Raw genomic sequence first — 23616 nt, 5'->3', positions numbered from 1 at the left:
GCGTAGCGGACGCCTTTGGCTTGCAACGCGGGCAACCCCAGGCCGAGATTGCGAGGCAGATCCGGCGCCAGCGCGGCAAGCGCTTCCGGATCTTCGCTGGTCACCACGGCATAGCGCAGCGGAAGAATGGCAACTTCGGACTTGCAGTCGACGCACGGGCTGGGCGCCTCGTCCCGTCGAGTACTGCGCGCGACATCGACTGCCTGCGATAGCAGCTCTTCCAATGACACCTGGTTCATGACCGCGGTCCAGAACGCCGTGATGGTGAAATGTCGTGCTGAAGTGCGCTGGCTTCCCCATCATTGGCGCCAACGATAAACAGAAAAATCGGACGAGATTGGGCGGGCACGCGGCGCTCCGGTGGCTGCGGCCCGGCTCGAAAGACGTTATTGCTGAGGCGGCCGCTATGGGGTGGGCGTCCGCCGCGTACCTTGACCGGAAGCGCCCTAGCTTCCCACCTGATGCACCCGAGGACGATCGCCGTGATCGTGCTCGCGCATCTGAAACGTGTACATCAAAAGCTTCTTAAATATGCCCGTCGTCCCAACCTTGGGCATGGCACACGGAGGATACGCTCGGGTTCTCTGGCGCAACGCCCCACCCAGGCCGCTTACTCAGAGCATATGCGCCAGGAACTCCCGGCTGCGCGCATGCCGGGGCGCGGCAAAGAACGCGGCGGACGGCGCTTCCTCGACGATGCGGCCGTCGTCCATGAAGATGACGCGATGCGCCACTTCGCGCGCGAAGCCCATTTCGTGGGTCACGACCAGCATGGTCATGCGTTCGTCCGCCAACTGCTTCATGGTGCGCAGCACTTCGCCGGTCAGTTCCGGGTCCAGCGCCGAGGTGGGCTCGTCGAACAGCATGATGTCGGGCTCCATGGCCAGCGCGCGGGCAATGGCGACGCGCTGCTTCTGGCCGCCGGACAGGCGCGTGGGATAGTTGTCGCGCTTATTCAGAAGGCCGACCTTGCGCAGCAGTTCTTCTGCCTTGGGCACGATCTGGGCGCGGGTCATACCCTTTACGGTGATGGGCGCCTCGATGATGTTCTGCAGCACCGTCATGTGCGGAAACAGGTTGAACGACTGGAACACCATGCCCATCTTGCGGCAGATGCGGCGCACGTCGGCGTCGCTGGCGTATTGGCTGCGCGCGCCGGTGACGGCGGCCGCCATGGTTTCGCCTTCCACCACGATGCTGCCTTCGTCGATGGTCTCAAGGTGATTCAGGCAGCGCAGGAACGTGCTCTTGCCCGAGCCCGACGGGCCGATCACCGCGACCACCTCGCCCTGCTCCAGGGTCAACGAGACGTCGTCCAGCACCCGGTTCGCGCCGAAGGATTTGACGATGTGGCGGGCTTCGATCATGACCGGGCGCGTGTTCAGCCCGGCCGGGGAATTACTGGTCATATTTGGCATAGCGCTTTTCCATGTGCTGGAAGAACCACGTCAGGAGCAGCGTCATCAACAGGTAGAAAGCCGCGGCGACCAGGAACGGCGTGGTCGTGAAGTCGCGCTGCACGATGCCGCGCGCGGTGCGCAGGATGTCATTGAGGGCCAGCACGTAGATGAGCGAGGTGTCCTTGACCAGCGTGATGGTCTCGTTGCTCATGGGGGGCAACACGCGCTGCACCATCTGCGGCAGGACGATGCGGCGCAGCGTCTGCAGGTAGGTCATGCCCAGCACCTTGCTGCCTTCGTACTGGCCACGGTCCACCGACTGTATGCCGGCGCGGAAGATCTCGGCGAAATATGCGGCGTAGTTCAGGGCAAACGCCACGACGGCCGCCGGAAAGTCGGGCAGCCGGATGCCGATCACCGGCACGAACGGCAGCGCGAAGTAGATGAACAGCATCTGGAGCATCAGCGGCGTGCCGCGCATCAGCCAGATATAGCCATTGACGGCGCGGCTCAGCAGCGGCCACTTCGAGATGCGCGCCAAGGCCAGCACCAGGCCCAGCGGCACGGCGAGCGCCAGCGTGATGAAAAACAGCGTCAAGGTCACTTTCGCGCCTTGCGCCATGGGCCCCAGAAGGGAAAGTACGTAGTCCATGCAGTGGGTTCGCGCCGCGCGGGCAAGAGAGAATCATGGGCGAGCCCGCCTGGCCTTGCGGCGCCGCGGCGGGCTGCGAACTGCAACGGCAAAGGCGCCGCGGCCGGTTGGGCCGCGGGCGCTTTTCTCGTTTACTTGATGATGTTGGCGCCGAACCACTGCGTGGCGATGCGGCCGGCGGTGCCGTCCTGCTTCATCGAGTCCAGCGTCTTGTCGAGCTTGGCCAGGAGTTCGGTGTCGTCCTTGCGCACGCCGACGCCGTAGTCTTCCGTGCCGAAGTTCTCTTCCAGCACACGGTATTCGCCCGCGCGCTTGCTGATGAGGTAGCGGCCCACGACTTCGTCGACGACGATGGCGTCCAGACGGCCCGCGGCCAGGTCCATCAGCGCGGTGACGTTGTCGCCGAACTTCTTCACTTCCTTGATCTGGGCGGCTACCGGATCCTTGGCGATGGCGTCGGTGGCGCTGCTGCCGTCCTGCGCGCCAACTACCTTGCCGGCCAGGTCGTTCTTGACCTTCACGGGCGACGTGTTGCCCACGATGATGATCTGGTGGTTGGCCATGTAGGGCGCGGTGAAGCTGATGTTCTTCTTGCGCTCTTCCGTGATGGTCAGGCCGTTCCACAGCACGTCGACGCGCTTGCCGTTCAGCTCGGCTTCCTTGGCGCTCCAGTCGATGGGCTTGAACTCCACTTCGATGCCCAGGCGCTTGCTGGCTTCCTTGGCCATGTCGATGTCAAAACCGACGATCTGGTTGCTCGCGTCGCGAAATCCCATGGGCGGGAAATTGTCATCCAGACCCACGACAACCTTCTTGGGCGCGGCCGGCGCCTGGGCGCTCGCGGCGGGCGCGTTGTCGCCAGGACCGCAGGCCGTGAGCAGCGAGGTTGCGGACACAAGAAGTACAGCAGTCAGTTTTTTCATCGTTGTGGGGTGCGCCAGGCGCAGGATTGAAGAATGCCGGATTGGCTGGCTTTGAGCCGCGAGGCGCTATTTTAGCGTCCCCGCCAGGATGTGCCGGCGCGATTCGGAGCCGGATCGCGCCAGCCTGCCGGCTGGCCGCGCCGTGCTAGGCTGGCGGCCTTCTCCCATCAGGAACCTGCATGCCGCCCGCCATCCGTCTTGGCCCGCTTGTTTTCCCCGCCGAACTCGCCGTGCTGGCCGCCGCCGCGCTTGTTGGACTGCTCGCGGCGCACCTGCTGAACCGCACCGGCCGGGATGGCCGCCGCGCCGACGTCTCCGGCGTGCTGTGGGGCGCTCTGATCGTGGGTCTGCTGGCCGCGCGGCTGGGCTTTGTCTGGCAGTACCGGGATCCGTTCCTACAGAACCCCTTGGCCGTGCTGGACGTGCGCGACGGCGGCTGGGCCGGCACGTGGGGTCTGGCGGCCGCCTGGATCTATGCCGTGGCGGCCATGCTGCGCCGCGGCGTGCCAAGGCCGGCCGTCATCGGCGCCCTTGCGTTGGCCACGGCCACCTGGCTTGCTGGGGGCCGCCTGCTGGCGCCGCCGGATCAACCGCCGCCGGCGCTCGCGCAGCTTCGCCTGCAGGACCTGAACGCCGTCCCCGTGGCGCTATCCGCCTATCAGGGCAAGCCCACTGTCGTCAATCTGTGGGCAAGCTGGTGCCCGCCGTGCCGGCGCGAGATGCCCGCCTTTGAAGCGGCGCAGGCCGCTCACCCGGACGTGCACTTCGTGTTCCTGAACCAGGGCGAAGCCCCGCCCGAGATCACGCAATACCTGCGCCAGCATGCGCCGGCGCTGCAAAACGTGCTGATGGACCCGGCCAGCGACGCGTCCCGCCAGCTCAGCAACCGCGGCCTGCCGGCAACGCTATTCCTGGATGCCAGTGGACGGATGGTGGACCTGCGCGTAGGCGAATTGTCGGCCGCCACGCTGGCCCAGCGTCTGGATGCCTTACGCGCCGCGTCCAGCGAGCCGTGAAGCGCGTTGCAGGATTTCGGCGTTCAATTCACCGACATCCACGACGCCCAGCAGGCCCATGTCGCGCTTGACCTCCTCGGCGATCAGCGCAATTGCGTGCGCCACGCCGCGCTGCCCCGCGACCGTCGCCGCATAGTTGAACGGGCGCCCCACGAACACGCAGCGCGCGCCCAGCGCCAACGCCTTGATCACGTCCGTTCCGCGGCGCACGCCGCTGTCCAGCATCACCTCCATCCGGCCGCCCACCGCGTCCACGATGGCGGGCAAGGCGTGCAGCGGCGGCACGCTGCCGTCCAGCTGCCGGCCACCGTGGTTGGACACGATGATGCCGTCCATGCCCAGCGCAAGCGCCGTCCGCGCGTCGTCGGGATGCAAAACGCCCTTGAGCACCATCTGCCCCCGCCAGCGCCGGCGGATGGCGGCTACGTGCTCCCAGTTCAGGTGGCCGCGGTCGGAGAAGTCGCGCAGCACGCTGGCCGACAGGATGGGCGCGCCCCGGGTCGCATAGTTGTTCTCGAAGTGCGGCATGCCGTGACGCAACAACGTGCGCAGGAACGTGCCAAACAGCCACCGGGGATGCGTCAGCCCCTGCCACGCCAGGCCCAGGCTTGGCCGCAGCGGCGTCGAAAACCCGGCGCGCACGTTGTTCTCGCGATTCGCGACCACCGGCGTGTCGACCGTCAGGACGAGCGTGCCGACGCCGGCCGCCGCCACGCGATCGATGAGCGCGGCGATCTGTGCGTCGTCGCCGGGCAGATAGGCCTGAAACCAGGTGCCCGGCGCCTGCTCCATCACGGTTTCCAGCCGGATCAGCGACGAACCGCTCATGATGCAGGGCACGCCGGCGTCCGCGGCCGCCTTGGCCATCACGATATCGCCGCGGTAACCGGATATCGCCGAAATGCCCATGGGCGCCACACCCACAGGCGCGGCGAACTCCCTGCCAAGCACGGTGCACCGGGTGCTTCGCGCGGACACGTCCACCAGCACCTTGGGCAGAAAACCATATTCGGCGAACGCGTCGCGGTTGCCGCGTTCCGAATGGCCGTCCTCGACCGCGCCTGACACGTACGCATAGATGGGCTTGGGCAGCCGCTTTCTGGCGGCGGCTTCGAAGTCGTGCAGACTGAGCATGCGGCGCAGCGGATCGGGCATGTGGGCTCCTCGGGGCGCTCGCGCGGCGAGCGGCCGTCCTGTCGTTGTCGATATTGGCGGGGACTATAGGCGCGACGGCAGTTTGAATAAAGTGACTTTATCGATCTTGTTCCCTACACTTTTATTCACCCTCACCAGCCTGCTCCGCCGGATTGCATCCTCTCATGACGCTCAAGCAACTCGAGGCCTTCTACTGGGCCGCCACCTGCAAGAACTTCGCCATTGCCGCGAACCGGCTGAATATTTCGGTTTCGTCGTTGTCCAAGCGGATTGGCGAACTGGAATCGTCCATCGGGGCCGAACTCTTCAGCCGCAGCGCCCGCAGCGCCACGTTGACCGCGCTGGGCGAACAGCTGGTGCCGCACGCCAAGGATCTGCTGCGCAACGCCGACCAGTTCATGCAGCAGGCCAGCAACAACCTCAGCTATTCGGGCCGCTGCCGGTTTGGCGCGGGCGAGCTGACCTCACTGACCTGGATGGCCCGCCTGATTGAAGTGATTCAACTCGACCACCCCGATCTGCTGGTCGAGCCCTTCGTGGGCGTTGGCGAACTGGTCGAGCGCGGCCTGGAAGAAGGCGAACTCGACTTTGCCGTCATTGCGGGCCCCTCTTCCCGGCCGTCGATCGCGTCGCGCGTCATCGGCAGCGCCCACTTCGAATGGGTGGCCGCGGCCGGCGCCGTCCCCAATCCCCAGACGCTCACCCCCGCCGACCTGCCCGGCCTGACGCTCATCACCCTGCCGCAAAGCTCGGGCGCCATCCGCATCCTGGACGATTGGCTGACCGAGCAACGCGTGTCGCCGGGCCGCAACCAGTGCTGCAACGGTTGGGGCGGCATCGCGGCCATGCTCCGCCAGGGCCTGGGGCTGGGCTTCCTGCCATCGGCCTGGGCACGCATCCTGATCGACCGGGGCGACTTGCACCCCCTGCCCGGATTCGCGCCCCTGCGCCCGCTTACCTACACCTTCCAATGGCGCCGGGACGACACGCGGCCCATGTTGGAAACGCTGCGCGCGCACGCCGAGGCCTGCCTGGATTTTCATGCGCCCTCGGGGATGGTGTGAGGGCAACTGTCCCTGCGCGAAGGTCTCGACCGTTTCACAAAAGCGTTCTATTGAGCAGAAAATTATTCGCTTTATCTCCCCTTTTGGCGGGCGTAGAGTCCAGTCGGACTGACTTGGAGATAAGGCCCCATGCCGGATTCCGGATTCACCCCGCACGACCGCCCCGCCCGGCTTGTCCGCCTGGACCTGTGGCTGAACCCCGTATTTGACGAAATCGTCGGCGCCGCGCCCGGCATTGCGCTGTCGGTGCTTCCCGCGAAGGGCGACGACGCCCGCACGCTTGCCGGATTGAAATCCGCTCATGCCTACCATGTGTCCGCGGCCAAGGACGAGTTGCCGCGCCAGTGGTTTGTCGGCGAATCGTTGATCGCGCAGTGCCCGGACCTCGTGTGCGTGTCGTCGGGCGGCGCGGGCTACGACACCATCGATGTACCAGCCTGCACGGCGGCCGGCATCGCTGTCGTGAACCAGGCCGGCGGCAACGCCGAGTCCGTTGCCGAACACACCTACGCGCTGCTGCTGGCCGTGCAACGCCGGATCGTCGAATCCCATAACCGCCTGCGCCATGACACCGGCTTTTCGCGCGAAGACCTGATGGGCCACGAGATCCACGGCGCGGTCATCGGCCTGGTGGGCATTGGCAAGATCGGCACCTGCGTGGCCCGCATTGCCCGAGGCTTTGGCCTGCGCGTCATCGCCCACGACCCGCTGCTGGATGCCGCGACCATCCGCGCCCGCGGCGCTGAACCGGTTGGGCTGGACGAACTGCTGTCGCAGTCCGACATCGTCTCGCTGCATTGCCCGCTGGACGCCTCCACGCGCGGCCTGTTCGGTGCGCGCGCCTTTGCGGCGATGAAACCCGGCGCGGTGTTCATCTCGACGGCCCGCGGCGGCATCCATGACGAAAGCGCGCTGCATGACGCGTTGCGGGGCGGACACCTGCGAGGCGCCGGGCTGGACGTGTGGGAGCAGGAACCGCCCGACCGTTCGGCCCCGCTGCTGGCATTGGACAACGTCGTGGCCACCTTCCACACCGCGGGCGTCACGCACGAAGCGCGCCGCAGCGTCGCCCGATCCTCGGCAACGCAGCTTGCCGCCATGCTGAGCGGCGAGCGGCCGCCGCAACTCGTCAACCCGGAGGTCTGGCCCCGGGCCGCCGAGCGCATTGCCCACCTGACATAACAACGCGGCATTCGAGCCTGCCCGCGCCGCAAGGCGCGCGACAGGCCGTGACCGCCAAAACATCCAAAGGAGACAACCATGCAACAACAGACCAAGCGCCGCACGCTGCGCACCCTGGCTACCCTGCTTGCAGGCGCCGCCCTGTTTTCCGGCGCCGCGCAGGCGGCCGGCTATCCCGAACGGCCGATCAACCTGATCGTGTCTTACGGACCGGGCGGCGGCACCGACCTGGTCGCCCGGATGATGGCGCCCTTCCTGCAAAAGTACCTGGGCGGCGACGCGCGCATCGTGGTGCTGAACCGGCCGGGCGCGGGCGGCGCCATCGGCTTTGCGGAACTGGCGCGCGCTCAGCCGGACGGCTACACCATCGGCTTCATCAACACACCGAATCTGCTGACGATTCCCATCGAGCGCAAGACGGACTTCACCTGGCAAAGCTACGATCTGCTCGGCAACCTGATCGATGACCCGGGCGCGTTCTCGGTGCTGAACGACAACCCGATCAAGAATCTGGCGGAATTGGCTGCCTATGCAAAGCAGAACCCCGGCAAGGTCACCGTCGGCACCACGGGCACCGGCTCGGACGACCACCTGGCCATGCTCCGCTTCGAACGCACGTCAGGCGCCAAACTGAGCCACATCCCGTACAAGGGCGCCGGCGAGGTGCGCGGCGCATTGGCAAGCGGCGAAATCACGATCGGCGCCATCAACGTGGGGGAAGCGCTTCAGTACCGGAAAGGCGGCACGCCGCTGCGCTTTTTAGGACAGATGGGCAATACCCGGTCTGCCGCGCTGCCCGACGTGCCCACCTTCAAGGAACAGGGGTTCGACTTCGAACTGGCTTCGCTGCGCGGCCTGGCCGCGCCCAAGGGCTTGCCGGACGAGGTCCGCACGAAGCTGGTTTCGGCCGTCCAGCACACGGTGCAAGACCCGCAATTCCAGGCCAAGGCCCGGGAGATGTTTGCGCCGCTGCGCTACCTGCCGCCCGCGGAATACGCCAAGGAACTGTCGGCTGGCGAAGCGCAATTCCGCCAGCTCTGGAAGGAAGCGCCCTGGCTCGACAGGTAAACCGGCCGGGCAAAGGCCGCGTGGCCTTGCCCGGCTTGCACAAGCCCCATCACCGCATCGCGGCCAGCATCAGATCCAGATTCTGCACTGCCGCGCCCGATGCGCCCTTGCCAAGGTTGTCGAACACGGCGGTCAGCAGCACCTGGCCGTGCGCGGCATTGCCATACACGCCCAGCCGCAGGTCGTTCGTGCCGTTCAGCGCCTGGGGATCCAGGTTCGCGTGCGTGGCCGCCTCGTCGCGCGGCACGACTTGAACGTGGGCGGCGCCCGCGTAGTGCTGTTGCAGACAATCGTGCAGCGCCGCGGCGTCCACGCCTGCGGGCAGCAGGCGCAGGTGCAGCGGCACGGTCAGGACGATGCCCTGGCGGAAAGCGCCGTAAGACGGCACGAACACCGGACGCTGCGTGAGGCCCGCATGCCGCTCGATCTCGGGCGTGTGCTTGTGAGCCAGACCCAGGCCGTAGACCTGGAACGCGGGCCCGCGCGCACCGTCGGCGCCTTCGTAGGCATCGACGCTGGCGCGCCCGCCTCCCGAGTAGCCTGACACGGCGTTGATGACCGCCGGATAGTCGGCGGGCACCAGCCCGGCCTGCACCAGCGGCCCCAACAGCGCGATGGCGCCGGTGGGATAGCAGCCCGGGTTGCTGACCCGCAGCGCGTGCGCAATCCGCTCGGCCTGGCCCGCGCGCATTTCCGGAAAACCATAGACCCAACCCGCGTCCGTGCGGTGCGCGGAACTGGCATCGATGATGCGGACCTTGGGATTGACGACGGAGGCGGCGGCCTGCCGCGCTGGTTCGTCGGGCAGGCAGAGAATCGCGATGTCGCTGGCGTTGATCGCCTCGGCGCGGCGCTGCGGGTTCTTGCGGTCGGTCTCGGGCAGCGTCAGCAGCCGCAGGTCGGTGCGGCCGTGCAGCCGCTCGTGGATCTGCAGGCCTGTCGTGCCCTGGTCGCCGTCGATGAAAACTAGAGGTTGGGTCATGATGCGGTCCGGATGGTTCGGCGTTGCCTGATCTCTTCAGGAATGAACGTCATCTTCGATCCCGCTGCCAGATAAGAAAAGTCGAATATCATGATCGTTTGATTCAGGTTCCCTGAACGATGTAGGCACGGCGCCGCCACCACCGAAACCCATCCCGGAATCCCTCATGCGCGAAATCAGCCTGGACCGTCTGCGCACCCTCGTGGCCATCGCCGACCTCGGGTCGTTTGCCGACGCCGCGCGTGCGCTGCATCTGGCGCCGCCCACCGTGAGTCTGCACGTGTCAGACCTGGAAGCCCGTGTCGGCGCGCCACTGCTGACGCGAAAACGCGGTCAGGTCAGGCCCACGCCCATCGGCGAAACGTTGCTGGAACGGGCGCGCCGCCTGCTCGCCGAGGCGGAACAGGCGCTGGACGACGTGCAGCGGCAGGTGCAAGGGCTGGCCGGCCGCGTGAGGCTCGGGGCCTCGACCGGGGCCATCGCGCATCTGCTGCCGCAAGCGCTGGAAACGCTGGGCCGCGATCATCCCGGCATCGACGTGCAGGTGGCGGTGCTGACTTCGCAGGAAACGCTGCTGAGGCTGGCCGAAGGGACACTGGACGTGGGACTTGTCGCGCTGCCACAACCGCCCATGACGGGACTCGTGCTGCGACCGTGGCGCCGCGATCCGGTGATGGCCTTTCTGCCCGCGTCCTGGAAAGCGCCCGCGCGCCTCACGCCCACGTGGCTGGCCGAGCGGCCGCTGATCCTGAACGACGCCAGCACGCGCCTGTCGCGGCTGACGGGCGAATGGTTCATGGCCGCCGGCCTGAACCCGCGCGCGCGCATCCAGTTGAACTACAACGACGCCATCAAGAGCCTGGTGGCTGCCGGTTATGGCGCGACCTTGTTACCGCATGAGGCGACCGCGCCGCAACCCGATCCGCGCGTCATCATGCGGCCCGTGCGGCCCGCCTTGTGGCGGCCGCTGGGCATCGCGCATCGCGCCGGGCAAGTGGAAGCGGCCACGCAGCACGTGCTGGACGTGTTGTGGGAATTGCGCGCATCGGGCGGCAAGGCCGCGGCGGCGTAATCGAACCGCCTCAGCCCGTCTTGCGCAGCGCGCCCGGCGCAGACGCCGCCCGGCGGAAAAACGCCGCCCGCTGGCTTTCCTCGCGCAACCGGCGCGCGCGCGAGCGGAACAGGTCCTTACGGCCCACGATGCCCAGCAACCGGCCGGAATCGCGGTCGATGATCGGAACGCGCCCCGCCCCGGACAACGCCATGCGGTCGGCGATCTGGCTGGCCAGTTCATCGGGATGGCCGAACACCAGTTCGCGCCCGTCCAGCGCCTGCGCCAGCGTCCGGTCGTCCGGCTCGCCTTGCAATGCCCACGCCAGCGTGTCGGCGCGCGTCACCTCGCCCACCACGACACCTTGCGCGTCCACCACCGGATAGCTCGTGTGGACGGGCTGCGCGGTGGTGAAATGCGTCACGGCCTGCGCCACCGTCATCGTGTCGGGCAGCGTCTGCACCGGGCTTGTCATCACGTCGGCTACACGCAAGAGGTCAAAGGGATCCACGCGATATTCGCGGCTGATATGGTGGCCGCGGCGTGCGATCTTCTCGGTCAGGATCGACCGCTTGAGCAGCAGCACGGTCACGCCATAGGCAAACACGCACGCCGACAGCACCGGCAAGAGCGCCTGCAGGTTGCCGGTCAGCTCCACGGCAAAAAGCGTTGCCGTCAGCGGCGCGCGCATGGTGCCGCCCATCATCGCCGCCATGCCCACCAGGGCCCAGAACCCCGGGTCGGCCTGCGGCAGCGCGGGCGACGCCAGCGCGCCCAGCGCGCCGCCAAAGATCAGCAGCGGGGCCAGCACGCCGCCGGACGTGCCCGACCCCAGCGCAATCGACCAGATCGCAACCTTGACCACCAGCAGCACCAGCACCGCCTGGAACGCCAGATCGCCCGCCAGCATGTGGCGGATGTTGTCGTACCCCACGCCCAGCGCGGCGGGCTCGATCAGGCCGCCGATGCCGATGGCCAGTCCGCCGATGGCCGGCCACCACATCCAGTGGATGGGCAGTTTCTCGAACAGGTCTTCGGCCGCATACACCAGCGACGTGAGCACGCCGGACCCAAGTCCCGCCAGCACGCCGACCGCGGCGCACGCCACCAGATGCCACGGCGTGAAGGCAAACGTGCCGGCATACGCAAAGATCGGGCCGGGCTCCATGACGAAGGCGCGCGTTGCAGCCGCCACCAGCGCGGCCACGGCCACGGGCAGGAAACTGCGCGGCTTCCATTCGAAGAGCAGCAGTTCAACCGCCAGCAACACCGCGGCCAGGGGCGTTCCAAAGATGGCCGTCATGCCGGCCGCCGCGCCGGCGACCAGGAGCGTCTTGCGTTCGCCGTCGTCCAGATGGATGGTCTGCGCCAGCAGCGACCCGATCGCGCCGCCCGTCATGATGATGGGCCCTTCGGCGCCGAACGGGCCGCCCGTGCCGATGGACACCGCCGACGACACGGGCTTTAGTACCGCCACCTTCGGCTGGATGCGGCTCTTGCCGATCAGGATGGCTTCCATGGCTTCGGGGATGCCGTGGCCGCGGATCTTTTCTGAGCCGTAGCGCGCCATGAGGCCGATGATGAGGCAGCCGATCACCGGGATGGCCACCGATCCCCACCCGAGACGGCCGGTGGTGATGGGCAGGTCGGCAAAGGAAAACAGGCCGTGATAGGCCAGGTTCGTGCAAAGTGCGATCAGGCGCAACAGGATCCAGGCGGCCGCGACGCTGGCCAGGCCGACGGGAATGGCAAGGCCCATCAGCAGAACGACGCGCCGGTCCGTGGTGAAGTCGCCGAGCCGAAGTCCGGGCCGGGCGGAAGAGGAAATGGGAGGCATGGTCAAAGCAACTTGGGAAGTATTCGCACGGAGTTTGAGAAAAGTCATATATATCGTAGCACGACATGTATTAGAATCGCGCGGTGAACGCCTCCAAGACACCCTCTCGCCTGTCTCCCGCAGACTACGAACTGCTCGCGGACTTTCGCTATGCGTTGCGAAAATTCGCGGCCTTCAGTGAAAGCGCGGCCGCGGGCCTGGACCTGATGCCGCAGCAGCATCAGGCGTTGCTGGCCATCAAGGGCACGCGCAAAGGCGCTCCCGGACGCCGGGGCCTCTACGTTGGCGAAATCGCCGACCGCTTGCTGATCCGCCCGCACACGGCGGCCGAGCTGGTGGGCCGTCTGGCGCGGCTGGACCTGGTCAGCCGCGAAGCCGACCCCGAAGACGGACGCCGCGTCGAGGTCGTGCTGACCGCCAAGGGCGAGCGCATGCTGGAAAACCTCTCCGCCTCGCATCTTGAAGAACTGCACGCCATGCGTCCGCTTCTGACGCGATTGCTAGCGCGCATGGGGGCCGACAACGGCAAGGACTGATCCCCCCTCTCCTTTACACCTGTTTGGCATAAGCTCATGCCGTCAGGTAATGCGCCTCGTGATAAATTGTCGCCCCGCGACATATCAATGCGTCGCGAGGAGAGATTGTCTTGGGTGTTGCAATCAAGCGCTGGCTGGGCTCGTTCGCACCAGCGCCCGTGGGCGTCAACGGACGCGAAAAACTGTACGGCGCGGTCGGCGCCCTGATCGGCCTGTTCTGCACCGAGTGGGTGGGACGTCATGCGCTGGGCGCGGACAATCCGTGGTTCATCGCGCCGATGGGCGCATCGGCGGTGCTGCTGTTCGCCGCGCCTGCCAGTCCGCTCGCCCAGCCCTGGTCGTTGATGGCCGGCAACCTCGTGTCGGCCCTGATCGGGGTGTTCTGCGCGCAATTCATTCCCCTGCCCGGCGTTGCCGCCGCCGTCGCCGTGGCGCTGGCCATCGGGGCCATGTTTTCCCTGCGCTGCCTGCATCCGCCCAGCGGCGCCGTCGCGCTGACCGCCGTGCTGGGAGGACCGGCCGTCGCCAAGCTCGGCTACGGTTTCGCGCTGTGGCCCGTGGCGCTGAATTCGGTCATTCTTCTTGCCATCGCCGTGGTCTTCAACGGCGCGCTCAAACGCAACTACCCCCGCCGCCACGCCGAACCGGCCGCCGGTCACCACACGCGCGACCCCATCCCCAGCGCGCGGCTGGGCTTTTCGCGCGCCGATCTTGACGAAGCGCTGAGCCAGCGCGGCGAGCTGCTGGACATCAGCAAGGAAGATCTGGAAGACATCGTGCTCGCCGCCGAACTGCGCGCCAGCGTGCGCCGCTTTGGCGACGTGCGATGCGCCGACATCATGTCGCGCGACGTGGTGACCGTCTTGGAAAAGGACCCGATGGACTACGCGGTGCGGCTCTTTGACAAGCACCGTTTGCAGGCGCTCCCGGTGCTGGATTCAGCGGGCCGCTACGCGGGCATGATTGCCCAGGGCGATGTGCTGGCGCGCAAGAGCCGCCCTGCGCCCGTCGCCACGGATGCCGCCTTCGCCCCAGATCTGCTGGTGGCCGACTGCATGCGCAGCGAAGTGCCTTTCGCCACGCCGGGCCTGCCCGTGATCGAGCTGGCGCGTCCGATGTCGGACAGCCTGCATTGCGTGCCCGTATTGGACGAGGGCCGTCATCTGCAGGGGCTGGTGACGCAGTCCGACCTGGTGGCCGCGCTGTATCAGATGGCCGTTTCGGCCAACTCCCAGCCCGCCGGCACGCATAAGCTGGCTGCCTGAGCCTCCGTAGCCCTACGGATTCCGGCGCGGGTTTGCCGCAAGGCATAATGGCCGGCGTGAATCCCCTATCCCGCGCGCGCGCCTTTCTCTGCTGGCTGGTCCTCTTCTGTCTGGGCGCAATCTGGATCGCGCGCCAGGAGTACGCGGATCAGTACGAGCGCTTCTTCCAAAGCACCAGCATCGCCCAGCGCATGCTGAGCCAGAAGACGGTGCAGCACGAAGCCGTCCTCGCCACGCTCGCCGCGCTGTCGCATCCGCCCGCTCCCGAGCGCCTTTTTCCCAGCCTGCAGCCCGCCATGCCCCAGCTTCTGGGCCTGGGCTATCTGCCGGGCGGCGTGTGGTCGGGCAGCCTGCCCGAGCCCGCCGGCCTGACCGCCGCGGTGCAACGCGCGCGCCAACTGGACCGGCCCGTCACCATCGCCGTGGACGACGCGCGCTACTGGCTGGTGTCCCCATCGGGATGGAGCCTGCTGATCGACGCGCGCCACCTCGTGCCGGCCGCTGACTTTCCCCCGGGCCTGGTCAATCTGACCCTCACGGTGGATCGCAAGCCGCTCTCCCTTCTGGACAAGCAACCCGACGCGTCGCTAGCCGGCTGGACGCTGGCGCTGCAAAAGCCGCTGGGCGCGGCCAGCCAGCCCTTCCAGATGCGCAGCACGCGCGCGCTGACGCCCGCATCCTGGCCCTGGGCCGTCTGGCTTGGGTGGGCCGCGGCCAGCGGCCTGCTGGTGGCCGGCGCAGCCGCGTGGCAACGCTCGCGCGCCGAAGCGCGCCGGCAGCAGGAGCAGGTGCGGCTTTCGGCGATGGCGCGCCTGAGCACGCTGGGTGAAATGGCCGCCGGCATCGCCCATGAACTCAATCAGCCGCTGACCGCCATCCTGGCGCAAACCCGAGCCGCCCAGCGCCTGCTCGATGACGAAGACGAGCGCCCCGCCGTGCGCCATGCGCTGCTGGCCAGCGCCGAACAAGCCAAGCGCGCCGCCGACATCATCAGCCGCATGCGCGCGCTGGTGCAGCCCAGTTCCCCCGCCCGGCGCGAAGCCATCGATCCGGATGCGATGATCGCGTCGCTGCGCTTCCTGCGCGAACCGGAGCTGGCTAGACAAGGCATCCGGCTGACCTGGACCAACGCCAGCCCCGGCGCGCGCCCGCTGGGTGACCGCGTGGCCCTCGAACAGATCCTGCACAACCTGGTGCAGAACGCGGCGGACGCGCTGGATGGCGCCACCGGCGCGCGCAAGATCGCTCTTGAAGGCCGCGTGGTGGACGGCCATTACCAGTTCAGCGTCAGCGACACGGGCCCCGGCATCGCCGCGGACGCGATTCCGCGCCTGTTCACGCCGTTCTACACCACCCGCGACCAGGGCATGGGCCTGGGTCTTGCCCTGTGCGATACCTTGGCCGGGTCCATGGACGGCCGCATCGCCGCGCGCAACCTCAGTCCCGCGGGCGCCTGCTTCACCGTCAGCCTGCCACAGGCCGGAGCCGCCGCATGAATCCCAACGACCATTCCCCGCTCGTGTACCTGGTGGATGACGACGATGCGGTTCGCGATGGCCTTGGACTGCTGCTGCGCAGCGTCGGCTTGCGCAGCGCGGGCTACGCCGACCCGATGGCGTTTCTGGATGCCCTGGCGCAGCCCGTGATCGGTTGCGTTGTGCTGGACATCCGCATGCCCGGCATCAGCGGCCTGGACGTGCTTGCCCAGCTTGCCGACCGGTCCGACCTGCCCGTCGTCATGCTGACCGGGCACGGCAATGTGGACCTGTGCCGCCGTGCATTCAAGGGCGGCGCCATGGAGTTCCTGCAGAAGCCGGTCGACGACGATGTCTTTCTGGATGCGGTGCAGGCGGCCGTGCGCACGCACATCGCCAGCCGTGAACGCCTGGCCGTCACGCAGGCGGCGGCGGACCGCCTGGCGCGGTTGTCCGCGCGCGAACACGAGGTGCTGGCGCGCATCGTGCGCGGCATGAGCAACAAGGAAATCGCGCGCGAGTTCGACCTGTCGCCGCGCACGGTCGAAACCTACCGCGCCAACGTCTTTGCGAAGCTGGAAGCCGAATCGCTCGCGCAGCTGATCCGCCAGTACGCGACCCTGCTCGACTGATGCGCCTCCGTAGCGCTACGGAGGCGCGCGCGTAGTCGGGCGTATACCGGGTTTTCGGCCTTTTGGCCACACTGTCTGCTCCTACCGCAACACCTCACAAAGGATGCAGACCATGAAGAAGCTTTCGCTTGCCGCCCTGATTTCCACGCTGGCTTTTGCCGGCGCCGCCCATGCCGCCGTGCTGAGCGAGAGCAACCTGTCGATGGCCGACGCACAGAAGCTGGCGACGGCCACTGTCGCCGCCTGCCAGGCCAAGGGCTACAATGTCAGCGCCGCCGTCGTGGACCGCGCCGGCCTGCTCAAGGCGTTCGCGCGTGCCGACAACGCTGGCCCGCACACCATCGAAGCCAGCCGCGCCAAGGCCTTCACGGCCGTCTCGGCCAAGACACCCACGCTCACCATGATGGAAAACGCGCAGAAGAATCCCGGCGCCGCCAACCTGACCGACATTCCGGGCTTTCTGCTGCTGGGCGGCGGCGTGCCGATCAAGGCCGGCAACAGCGTGATCGGCGCCATTGGCGTGGCCGGGGCGCCGGGCGGCAATCTGGACGCGCAATGCGCGGATGCCGTGCTGGAAGAAAACGCCGCGCTGTTCAAGTAAGCGCGCGGCTGCGCCCTGGATTAAGGTTGCCGGTCCCTGGCCACGGCACGCGCCAGCGCCAGGTGCTTGCTCAGCAGCAACGCGTCCGCGGCGGCCGGATCGCGGCGTTGCAGCCGCTCGCTTTCGGACGGCTCCAGCTCCGCGGCGCGCACCAGCGACATCAGGTCGCGCGTGGTGGTCTCAAGCACCGGCGTCAGGGTGTCTTCGATCAGCTCGCCCTTAACGTAGGCCTGCATGCGGGTCGACAGATTGCGCGTGTGCGTCAGGTTCGCCTCGGCCAGCATGCCCGCTTCGTAGCGGATGCTGGTCTGGCTCCTGACCTCGTCCCGGATCTGGAAGAAACGATAGTTCTGCGAATCCTTGTCGCGCGTCAGATCCAGCGTCTGCTGCGGCGCCAGCGCGGTGTGATAACTGGCGGACAGATTGGCGCGCTGCTCCTGGCTGACGCCCAGATCGAACAGCGGCCGGCCGCTCACGCTGCTGCTTTGCGAGACCTGATACGTGAATTGGTCGACTTCGCTGGTCTTGTACGGATTGCTCGCGTCGCCATTCTGCGAGATCGAGGCCGAGAAGTCCGCCACGCCCGACAGCAGGCTGCGGTACGTGTAGCCGGCCGCAGCGATGCGCGGCGCTTGGCTGGACGGCGCCGCGCCCGCTTCGTAGCTCTGGTGCAGTTCGGCGAAGGCGTCCTTGAACAGCGACATCATTGCCTCGTTGCCCCGGCCACGCGTGCGCGCGGCGTCGAACTGCTGCAGGTAGTCGCTGACGGCCGCGTCGCGCTGCTGGGCGTTGCCAAAGAGCGCGGACTTGCTCACGTCGACGTCGACCTTCACCACGCCTTCGGCGCTCTTGATCGCCACCGAGCGCTGCTTGCTGTCCGCGGAAAACTCGATGGATTGCGAGATGACGCCATTGGCCGTGGTCGTGGCTTGCAGCGAGACCGACGACAGCACGGCGGTGTCGAACTTGGCCAGGCCGGACCACGCCATGCGCGGCGGCACCGACGCCAGGCCATCCACTGCATCCTGGAACGCCTTGGACAGACCCGCAATCGCCTTGCGCTCGGTTTCCGAAAGCTCGCCCTCGGCCACGTCGATCTGCACTTCCAGACCATCCGCACTGTTGCGCAGTCCCACCTCCACCTTCACGCCGCTGGCGGTGGTGATGCGCAGCGTGTACGCGTCTTCGGGTTGGCCGGCCGAACCGGTCTGCACGGCGCCCAGGGCGCCTACCTGTCCGGCGCCCGGCAGCATCCGCGCCGATTGCAGGTAATTGCCGCCATCGGTCGTGAACCGCTCCAGCAGCGCGGAGGCCACGCCCTCAAGCCGGCCAGCCAGCGTGCGGGCCGAGAGTGTTTCGGCCATGACGGCGGACACCTTGTCCGCCGCCTCGTGCTCCCAGACGACGCCCGTCGCAGCGGGCTGCGGCGTGTAGGTCAGCGCGGGGGCCGTGCCCTGCCCCAGCGTCACCGTCGTGGAGGCGGGCGCCGCGGCGATCTCGGGCGGATCGCCCGCGCGGGTCACGCCCGTGGCAGGCGGCGTAAGGCCGATCGTGGTCACGGCGCCTACGGAGGCAACGGATGTCATGGCGTGTCTTCCTCTTGGCGGCCGCGCGGCATGTTCGCCCGCCCGGCCGGGGTTTCCTTGAGAAATGTAACGGCACGGAAACGCCAGACTTAAGCCCCGGGCGGGCAGCCCCGGGCGGGCAGCCCCGGGCGGGCAACGAGACCGCCAGATGCGGGGCCTCGCCTCACTCACGCGTGGACCGCAGCCTCTCGTGCCGCCGCGGTGAGCGCGGCGACCAGCGTGCCGGCATCCCTTGCCCCGTCATAGCGCACGCCGTTGATGAACAGGGTCGGCGTGCCGTTCACGCCGCTGCGCACGCCGCCGCTGAAGTCCACCTCGATCTTGGAATCGAACGCGCCGCCGAAGGCGCGGTAAAGCACCTGGGCCGACAGGCCTATTTCCTCACCGTAGGCGAACAGGTCGTTTTGCGTCAGGGCATTCTGGCGCTCGTACAGCAGGTCGTGCGCCTGCCAGAACTTGCCCGCCTGCGCGGCCGCCTCGGCAAACTCAGCGGCCGCGACGGCGTCCGGATGCAATTCCGAAATCGGGAAATTGCGGAACACGAAGCGCATCTGGTCCCCCAGCGCGCGCTGCACGGCCTTCAAGACCGGATAGGCTTCGCCGCAATACCGACATTCGTAATCGCCATACTCCACCAGCGTCACGGGCGCGCTTTCAGGCCCCTGGATGTGGTCCTGCGCATTCACGGGAATGAACAAGCGGCTCATGATTGCACTCCTTGCAAGGCGGGGGCGAGTTTGTCGAGCGCGTCCAGGATCCCGTCGGCGCCCGGGTTGATGCCCAGCGGCGACACGTAGCTCCAACGGATGACGCCCTCTGCATCGATCACAAAGAGCGCGCGCTCGGCGATGCCCTCCGGTTCGCGGTAGACCCCGTAGCGCCGGGCAACCTCGCCCTTCGGTTCGAAATCGGCCAGCAGGGGGAAATGCAGCTTGCGATCGGCCGCGAACGCAGCGTGGCACCAGACGCCGTCCACCGAGATGCCGACGAGCTGCGCGCCCGCCTTGTGGAATTCGGGAAGGATCTGGTTGTAAAGCGCCATCTGGTCGCCGCAGACCGGGCTCCAGTCCGCGGGGTAGAACGCCAGGATCAGCGGCCGGCCGCGCAGTTCTTCCAGCGCAACCGTCTGGTCCGGCGTGGCCGGCAAGGCGAAGGACGGGGCGGCCGTGCCGGCTGGCAAGGCGGCCGCGGGGTAGTCGTGTGACATGGAACGTCTCCTGGACGCGCCGCGCGCGGCGCAAGGGTCTGGACGGCAGCGGACCGGCTGGGGATCAGCGTTGAGCGCGCGTCGACTCGTACAGGAACCACGTGCGGCGCTCGGCCTCGTCGATCCAGTTCTCGATCAGGCTGGTCGAGGCGACGTCATTGTGGGCCTCGCAAACGGCGTGCGTCGCGCGCAGAAAGCCCGTCAGTCGGCGGTTGTCGTCGGCCAGTTCAGCCAGCATGTCCTCGGGGGTTACGTAGTCGGCGTCGTTGTCGGCAAGGCGCTGCAGGCGCTGAATGTGGCCGATCGAACGCAGCGTGGTGCCGCCCACCTTGCGGGCGCGTTCGGCAATGACGTCCGTCGTGGCGTAGATCTCGTCGCCCTGCTCGTCGAGCATCAGGTGATAGTCGCGAAAGTGCGGGCCCGACATATGCCAGTGAAAGTTCTTTGTCTTCAGGTACAACGCGAACATGTCTGCCAGCAGGCCCGTCAGGGCGGCGGCGATGTCGACCCTGGCCTCGGCGCCCAGATCGGTGGGCGTGCGCAGGGGAGCGGTGATGCGGGTTTGAAGCGAAAGATCGTTCATGGAATTCTCCGGGTTGGCTTCACGAATCGGGTATCGATTCCCGATGGAAACCAGAATAGCCACGGCGACGCGCCGGCAAAATCGGCTCATCGTTTTCTCCAGTCATACGAAGGTTTACCCAGGAAATACGGGTGTTTTCTTTCAAAGATGGCTGATAATGTGCGGGTCTCATTGCGCGCCCCTGGATTTCCGCCCGACCCGCGCGCCCCTACCCAGAGGTTGATCTTGCTCACGTCGACACTCGGCAGCGCGTCAGGCCAGCCGCCGCAACCGGTGCGTCCCGGCGCGCCGCAGACCACGGGCATGCGCCGCATGCAGTTCCTGTTCCGTGCCGCCGCCCTGCTGCTGGCGCTGGCCATTGCGCTGGTGGATACCTTCACCGACTTTGACGGCGCCGTGGCCGTGCTTTATGTGGTGGTCGTGCTGCTTGCCGCGCGCACCTCGCGGCGCCTGGACATCATCGTGGCGGGCGCGGGCGGCATCCTGCTCACCATCGCGGCCTATCTGAATTCCCACGGCCTGAACCACGTGGGCTCGCCCACCGCCCGCGCGCTGGTCAGCCTGGCCGCCATCGGCATCACCGCGCTGCTGGCGCTGCAGAACCAAAGCGCCACCCGCAGGCTTGCCTCGCAGGCGCGGCTGCTCAACCTGTCGCACGACATGATCTTCGTGCGCGATCACCAGGGTGTGATCACCTTCTGGAACCGCACCGCCGAAGACACCTACGGCTGGCCCGCCAGCATGGCCCTGGGCCGCGTCGCCGATGCGCTGCTGCAGACGCGTTATCCGGACCGGCGCGAAGCCATCGAGGCCGAACTGCTTGCCACCGGCAGCTGGGACGGCACGCTTGAACAGAAGACGCAGGCTGGCGCCACGCTGGTGCTGGAAAGCCGCTGGGTCCTTCAGCGCGATCATCATGGGCGCATCACGGGCGTCATGGAAACGCACCGCGACGTCACCGACCGCAAGGCCGCCTACACCGCGCTGGTCAGCAGCGAACGGCGCTACCGCCGCATGTTCGACGCCAGCCGCATTGGCGTCATCCAGGAAGACTGGCGCGCCGTACGCGCCGAACTGACCGCCTTGGGCCTCATGGACGGACCCGCCCTCACCGCCCATCTGGCGCGCCATCCCGAATTCATCGGCCAGGTCCGCAAGCTGACCAAGGTGGACGACATGAATCCCGCCTTCCTGGCGATGGTGGGCCGCCCGGCCAATGAGCCCGGACCGTACTCGGTCGACGACATTCTCTGCGAGGACGACCGCATGTTCGCGCGGTCGCTGACGGCGTTTGCCCAGGGCGACGCCTTTCACGAAGGCGAAACCGAAGTCGTGCATGCGGACGGGGCGCGCGTGCCGGTGCTGTTCACCATCACGTTTCCGCCCGCCGACGACGTGAACGGCGCCGTGCTGGTTTTTGTGGTGGACATCACGGAACGCCGGCAGGCGCAGGACGCGCTGCTGTTGGCGCAGACCGAACTCGCGCACGCCGCGCGCGTTGCCACCCTGGGCGAGCTCACCGCATCCATCGCGCACGAGGTCAACCAGCCGCTGATGGCGGTCGTCACCAGCGGCGACGCGGGCATGCGCTGGCTACGCCGTCCGCAGCCCGACTTGCATGAGGTCGAGCTGGCGATGGAGCGCATCATCTCCGAAGGCCGGCGCGCCAGCGAAATCGTCAAGCGCATCCGCGCGTTCCTCAGCAAGGCGCCGGTGCAGCAGGCCGCGCTGGACATCGGCGCCGTCATCGAGGAAGCCACGCGCCTGGTGGCGCACGAGCTCAGCCGCGAGCGCGTGGCGCTGAATGTCGACATCGAACCGGGCCTGCCGCCCGTCCTGGGCGACCGGATCCAACTGCAGCAGGTGCTGGTCAATCTGATGGTCAACGCCAGCCAGGCCATGGCCGGCCAGTTTCAGGCCCGCCAACTATCCGTCGGCGCGCGCCGCCACGAGGACGGGCGCGTCGCGGTCACGGTGCGCGACACCGGCCCCGGCATCGCGCCCGGCGACCTGGAACGCCTGTTCGATCCATTTTTCACCACCAAACCGCAAGGCATGGGCATGGGCCTGCCCATCTGCCGCACCACGGCGCAGGCCCATGGCGGCAGCCTTACCGTCGACAACACGCCCGGCGCGGGCGCCGCATTCACGCTGACACTCGCCGCCACCCAGGGGGAACCTTCCGCATGAACACCCGCACCGCCAGCGGCGCCGCAAGCGCCGCCCCGCAGTCGCAAGTCATCGTCGTCGACGACGAGGCCAGCGTCCGCGCCTCGCTCGACAGCCTGTTCCGCTCGATCGGCCTGCGCACCACCTTGTGCGCCTCGCCCGCCGAACTGCTGCAGACCCAGATTCCCGACGCGCCCGGCTGCATCGTCCTGGACGTGCGCCTGCCGGGCATCAGCGGCCTGGATTTCCAGGATCAGCTGGTGCGCCAAGGCATCGATCTGCCCATCGTGTTCATCACCGGGCACGGCGACATCCCCATGACCGTGCGCGCCATGAAGGCGGGCGCGGTGGACTTTCTGTCCAAGCCCTTTCGCGAACAGGACATGCTGGACGCCGTCTCCGCCGCCATCGAACGCGACACGCAGCGCCGTTCGCGCGATGCGGCCATGGACGGCCTGCGCGCCCGCTACGAGACGCTGACCCCGCGCGAACGCGAGGTGATGGCGCATGTGGTGTCCGGGCTGATGAACAAACAGGTGGCGGGCCTGATCGGCCTGAGCGAGATCACGGTCAAGATTCACCGTGGCCACGTCATGCGCAAAATGGGGGTCCGGTCGCTGGCCGACCTGGTCCGCCACGCCGAGGCGCTGGGCATTTCTGCACCCTGACCCGCGCTTGGGACAAACCTCTGTATGATTTCCGCGGCAGGCGCAAAGGTTCATAACGGAACATGCCGGACATCGGATGCGTATCGTGACCCGACCGGCCCGAAGGATTTTCTGATATGAACCACATTCCCACTATCGCGGTTGTCGACGACGACGATGGGGTCAGGATCGCGCTCTCCAGCCTGCTGCGCTCGCTCGGTTACGAGGTTCGGGCCTACGGGTCGGGCCCCGAATTCCTGAACGACGCGCACGCCCAAGAGCCGGATTGCATGATCACCGATGTCCAGATGTCGCCCATGACGGGCGATCAGCTCCAGGCCGAGCTCATCGCGGCCGGGCGCCGGTTCCCGTTGATCTTCATGACCGCCTTTCCCACCGAGGCGGCCAAGCAGCGGCTGCTGTCGCTGGGCGCGTGTGCCTACCTGGACAAGCCGGTTGACGGCGAAGCGATGGCGCGGTGCGTGGCGCACGCATTGCAAGGCTGCCAGCCAGCCCGATAGGCGGTGGTGGCGGTTTGGACACATCCGGCGCCAAACCCCGCCTATACCTTCGTATGACGCGCCA

24 protein-coding genes are annotated in these 23616 nt (G+C 67.4%); 13 read left to right on the top strand and 11 right to left on the bottom strand.

The genetic code is table 11. The features are described 5' to 3' along the window. From ASD87_RS06355 to ASD87_RS06340, 4 genes are all read right to left on the bottom strand, one after another. On the bottom strand, positions 1-239 hold a 239-nt coding region (locus ASD87_RS06355), incomplete at its 3' end, for a hypothetical protein (protein WP_156403383.1). Between the two features lie 375 nt (positions 240-614). Then, entirely contained in the window at positions 615-1367 is a 753-nt protein-coding gene (locus tag ASD87_RS06350) for an amino acid ABC transporter ATP-binding protein (RefSeq protein ID WP_056318838.1), read from the bottom strand. 31 nt (positions 1368-1398) lie between these two features. After that, a complete protein-coding gene (locus tag ASD87_RS06345) occupies positions 1399-2052 on the bottom strand; it encodes an amino acid ABC transporter permease (RefSeq protein WP_056318568.1) in 654 nt (217 codons plus the stop codon). Between the two features lie 131 nt (positions 2053-2183). Then, entirely contained in the window at positions 2184-2975 is a 792-nt protein-coding gene (locus ASD87_RS06340; protein WP_056318565.1) for an amino acid ABC transporter substrate-binding protein, read from the bottom strand. Between the two features lie 179 nt (positions 2976-3154). Between ASD87_RS06340 and ASD87_RS06335 the strand changes: the two genes are divergently transcribed. Next, complete coding sequence (locus ASD87_RS06335) at positions 3155-3991, top strand: TlpA disulfide reductase family protein (protein ID WP_056318562.1); 837 nt, start codon at positions 3155-3157, stop codon at positions 3989-3991. Here ASD87_RS06335 and ASD87_RS06330 read toward each other — a convergent pair. Then, on the bottom strand, positions 3965-5146 hold the full coding sequence (locus ASD87_RS06330; RefSeq protein WP_056318560.1) for an alpha-hydroxy acid oxidase: 1182 nt from the start codon (positions 5144-5146) through the stop codon (positions 3965-3967). The genes ASD87_RS06335 and ASD87_RS06330 overlap by 27 nt on opposite strands. A gap of 164 nt (positions 5147-5310) precedes the next feature. On the opposite strand from ASD87_RS06330, the gene ASD87_RS06325 reads away from it, so the two are divergent. From ASD87_RS06325 to ASD87_RS06315, 3 genes are all read left to right on the top strand, one after another. Next, on the top strand, positions 5311-6210 hold the full coding sequence (locus ASD87_RS06325; protein ID WP_056318559.1) for a LysR family transcriptional regulator: 900 nt from the start codon (positions 5311-5313) through the stop codon (positions 6208-6210). A 129-nt stretch (positions 6211-6339) separates the two neighbouring features. Next, positions 6340-7392: a hydroxyacid dehydrogenase gene (locus tag ASD87_RS06320; protein ID WP_056318558.1), complete on the top strand. Its 1053-nt coding sequence runs from the start codon at positions 6340-6342 to the stop codon at positions 7390-7392. Positions 7393-7470: 78 nt separating this feature from the next. Continuing rightward, positions 7471-8460, top strand: a complete 990-nt coding sequence (locus ASD87_RS06315) for a tripartite tricarboxylate transporter substrate binding protein (RefSeq protein WP_056318555.1) — start codon at positions 7471-7473, stop codon at positions 8458-8460. A 49-nt stretch (positions 8461-8509) separates the two neighbouring features. Here the strand turns inward: ASD87_RS06315 and argC are convergent, their stop codons facing one another. Beyond that, positions 8510-9442: an N-acetyl-gamma-glutamyl-phosphate reductase gene (argC, locus tag ASD87_RS06310; protein WP_056318552.1), complete on the bottom strand. Its 933-nt coding sequence runs from the start codon at positions 9440-9442 to the stop codon at positions 8510-8512. A 166-nt stretch (positions 9443-9608) separates the two neighbouring features. On the opposite strand from argC, the gene ASD87_RS06305 reads away from it, so the two are divergent. Further along, positions 9609-10514, top strand: coding sequence for a LysR family transcriptional regulator (locus ASD87_RS06305; protein WP_056318551.1), 906 nt, complete (start codon positions 9609-9611; stop codon positions 10512-10514). Positions 10515-10524: 10 nt separating this feature from the next. Here ASD87_RS06305 and ASD87_RS06300 read toward each other — a convergent pair whose 3' ends face one another. After that, positions 10525-12330, bottom strand: a complete 1806-nt coding sequence (locus ASD87_RS06300; protein WP_056318550.1) for a chloride channel protein — start codon at positions 12328-12330, stop codon at positions 10525-10527. 83 nt (positions 12331-12413) lie between these two features. On the opposite strand from ASD87_RS06300, the gene ASD87_RS06295 reads away from it, so the two are divergent. The 5 genes from ASD87_RS06295 to ASD87_RS06275 all read left to right on the top strand — a co-directional run bounded on the left by ASD87_RS06295 (position 12414) and on the right by ASD87_RS06275 (position 16839). Continuing rightward, on the top strand, positions 12414-12866 hold the full coding sequence (locus ASD87_RS06295) for a MarR family winged helix-turn-helix transcriptional regulator (RefSeq protein WP_142055105.1): 453 nt from the start codon (positions 12414-12416) through the stop codon (positions 12864-12866). A gap of 110 nt (positions 12867-12976) precedes the next feature. Continuing rightward, positions 12977-14131, top strand: coding sequence for an HPP family protein (locus tag ASD87_RS06290; protein ID WP_056318549.1), 1155 nt, complete (start codon positions 12977-12979; stop codon positions 14129-14131). 56 nt (positions 14132-14187) lie between these two features. Next, on the top strand, positions 14188-15627 hold the full coding sequence (locus ASD87_RS06285) for a sensor histidine kinase (RefSeq protein WP_056318833.1): 1440 nt from the start codon (positions 14188-14190) through the stop codon (positions 15625-15627). Then, a complete protein-coding gene (locus ASD87_RS06280; protein WP_056318548.1) occupies positions 15624-16238 on the top strand; it encodes a response regulator transcription factor in 615 nt (204 codons plus the stop codon). Before ASD87_RS06285 ends, ASD87_RS06280 begins: the two co-directional genes overlap by 4 nt. Before the next feature lie 112 nt (positions 16239-16350). Next, positions 16351-16839 carry a heme-binding protein gene (locus tag ASD87_RS06275; RefSeq protein ID WP_056318547.1) on the top strand — a complete coding sequence of 163 codons (489 nt, stop codon included), beginning with the start codon at positions 16351-16353 and terminating at the stop codon, positions 16837-16839. A gap of 20 nt (positions 16840-16859) precedes the next feature. Here the strand turns inward: ASD87_RS06275 and ASD87_RS06270 are convergent, their stop codons facing one another. From ASD87_RS06270 to ASD87_RS06255, 4 genes are all read right to left on the bottom strand, one after another. Beyond that, on the bottom strand, positions 16860-18425 hold the full coding sequence (locus ASD87_RS06270; protein ID WP_056318546.1) for a hypothetical protein: 1566 nt from the start codon (positions 18423-18425) through the stop codon (positions 16860-16862). Between the two features lie 167 nt (positions 18426-18592). Beyond that, positions 18593-19132, bottom strand: coding sequence for a thioredoxin domain-containing protein (locus tag ASD87_RS06265; protein ID WP_056318541.1), 540 nt, complete (start codon positions 19130-19132; stop codon positions 18593-18595). Further along, positions 19129-19632 (bottom strand): redoxin domain-containing protein, encoded by a 504-nt coding sequence (locus ASD87_RS06260; protein ID WP_056318540.1) that lies wholly within the window; start codon positions 19630-19632, stop codon positions 19129-19131. Before ASD87_RS06260 ends, ASD87_RS06265 begins: the two co-directional genes overlap by 4 nt. Before the next feature lie 64 nt (positions 19633-19696). After that, the gene (locus ASD87_RS06255) at positions 19697-20215 is read right to left on the bottom strand and encodes a Dps family protein (protein ID WP_056318539.1); all 519 of its coding nucleotides are present in this window, start codon (positions 20213-20215) and stop codon (positions 19697-19699) included. Between the two features lie 225 nt (positions 20216-20440). Between ASD87_RS06255 and ASD87_RS06250 the strand changes: the two genes are divergently transcribed. From ASD87_RS06250 to ASD87_RS06240, 3 genes are all read left to right on the top strand, one after another. Beyond that, positions 20441-22405 carry an ATP-binding protein gene (locus ASD87_RS06250; protein ID WP_200952144.1) on the top strand — a complete coding sequence of 655 codons (1965 nt, stop codon included), beginning with the start codon at positions 20441-20443 and terminating at the stop codon, positions 22403-22405. Next, positions 22402-23052, top strand: coding sequence for a response regulator transcription factor (locus tag ASD87_RS06245; protein ID WP_056318538.1), 651 nt, complete (start codon positions 22402-22404; stop codon positions 23050-23052). Before ASD87_RS06250 ends, ASD87_RS06245 begins: the two co-directional genes overlap by 4 nt. 116 nt (positions 23053-23168) lie before the next feature. Then, a complete protein-coding gene (locus ASD87_RS06240; protein WP_056318537.1) occupies positions 23169-23552 on the top strand; it encodes a response regulator transcription factor in 384 nt (127 codons plus the stop codon). Positions 23553-23616 lie beyond the last annotated feature (64 nt).

Source organism: Achromobacter sp. Root170 (assembly GCF_001428165.1).
GTDB classification, from domain to species: domain Bacteria; phylum Pseudomonadota; class Gammaproteobacteria; order Burkholderiales; family Burkholderiaceae_B; genus Achromobacter; species Achromobacter mucicolens.
Note: the sequence above shows the minus strand (reverse complement) of the source record. Positions and strands in the feature narration are given on the sequence as shown.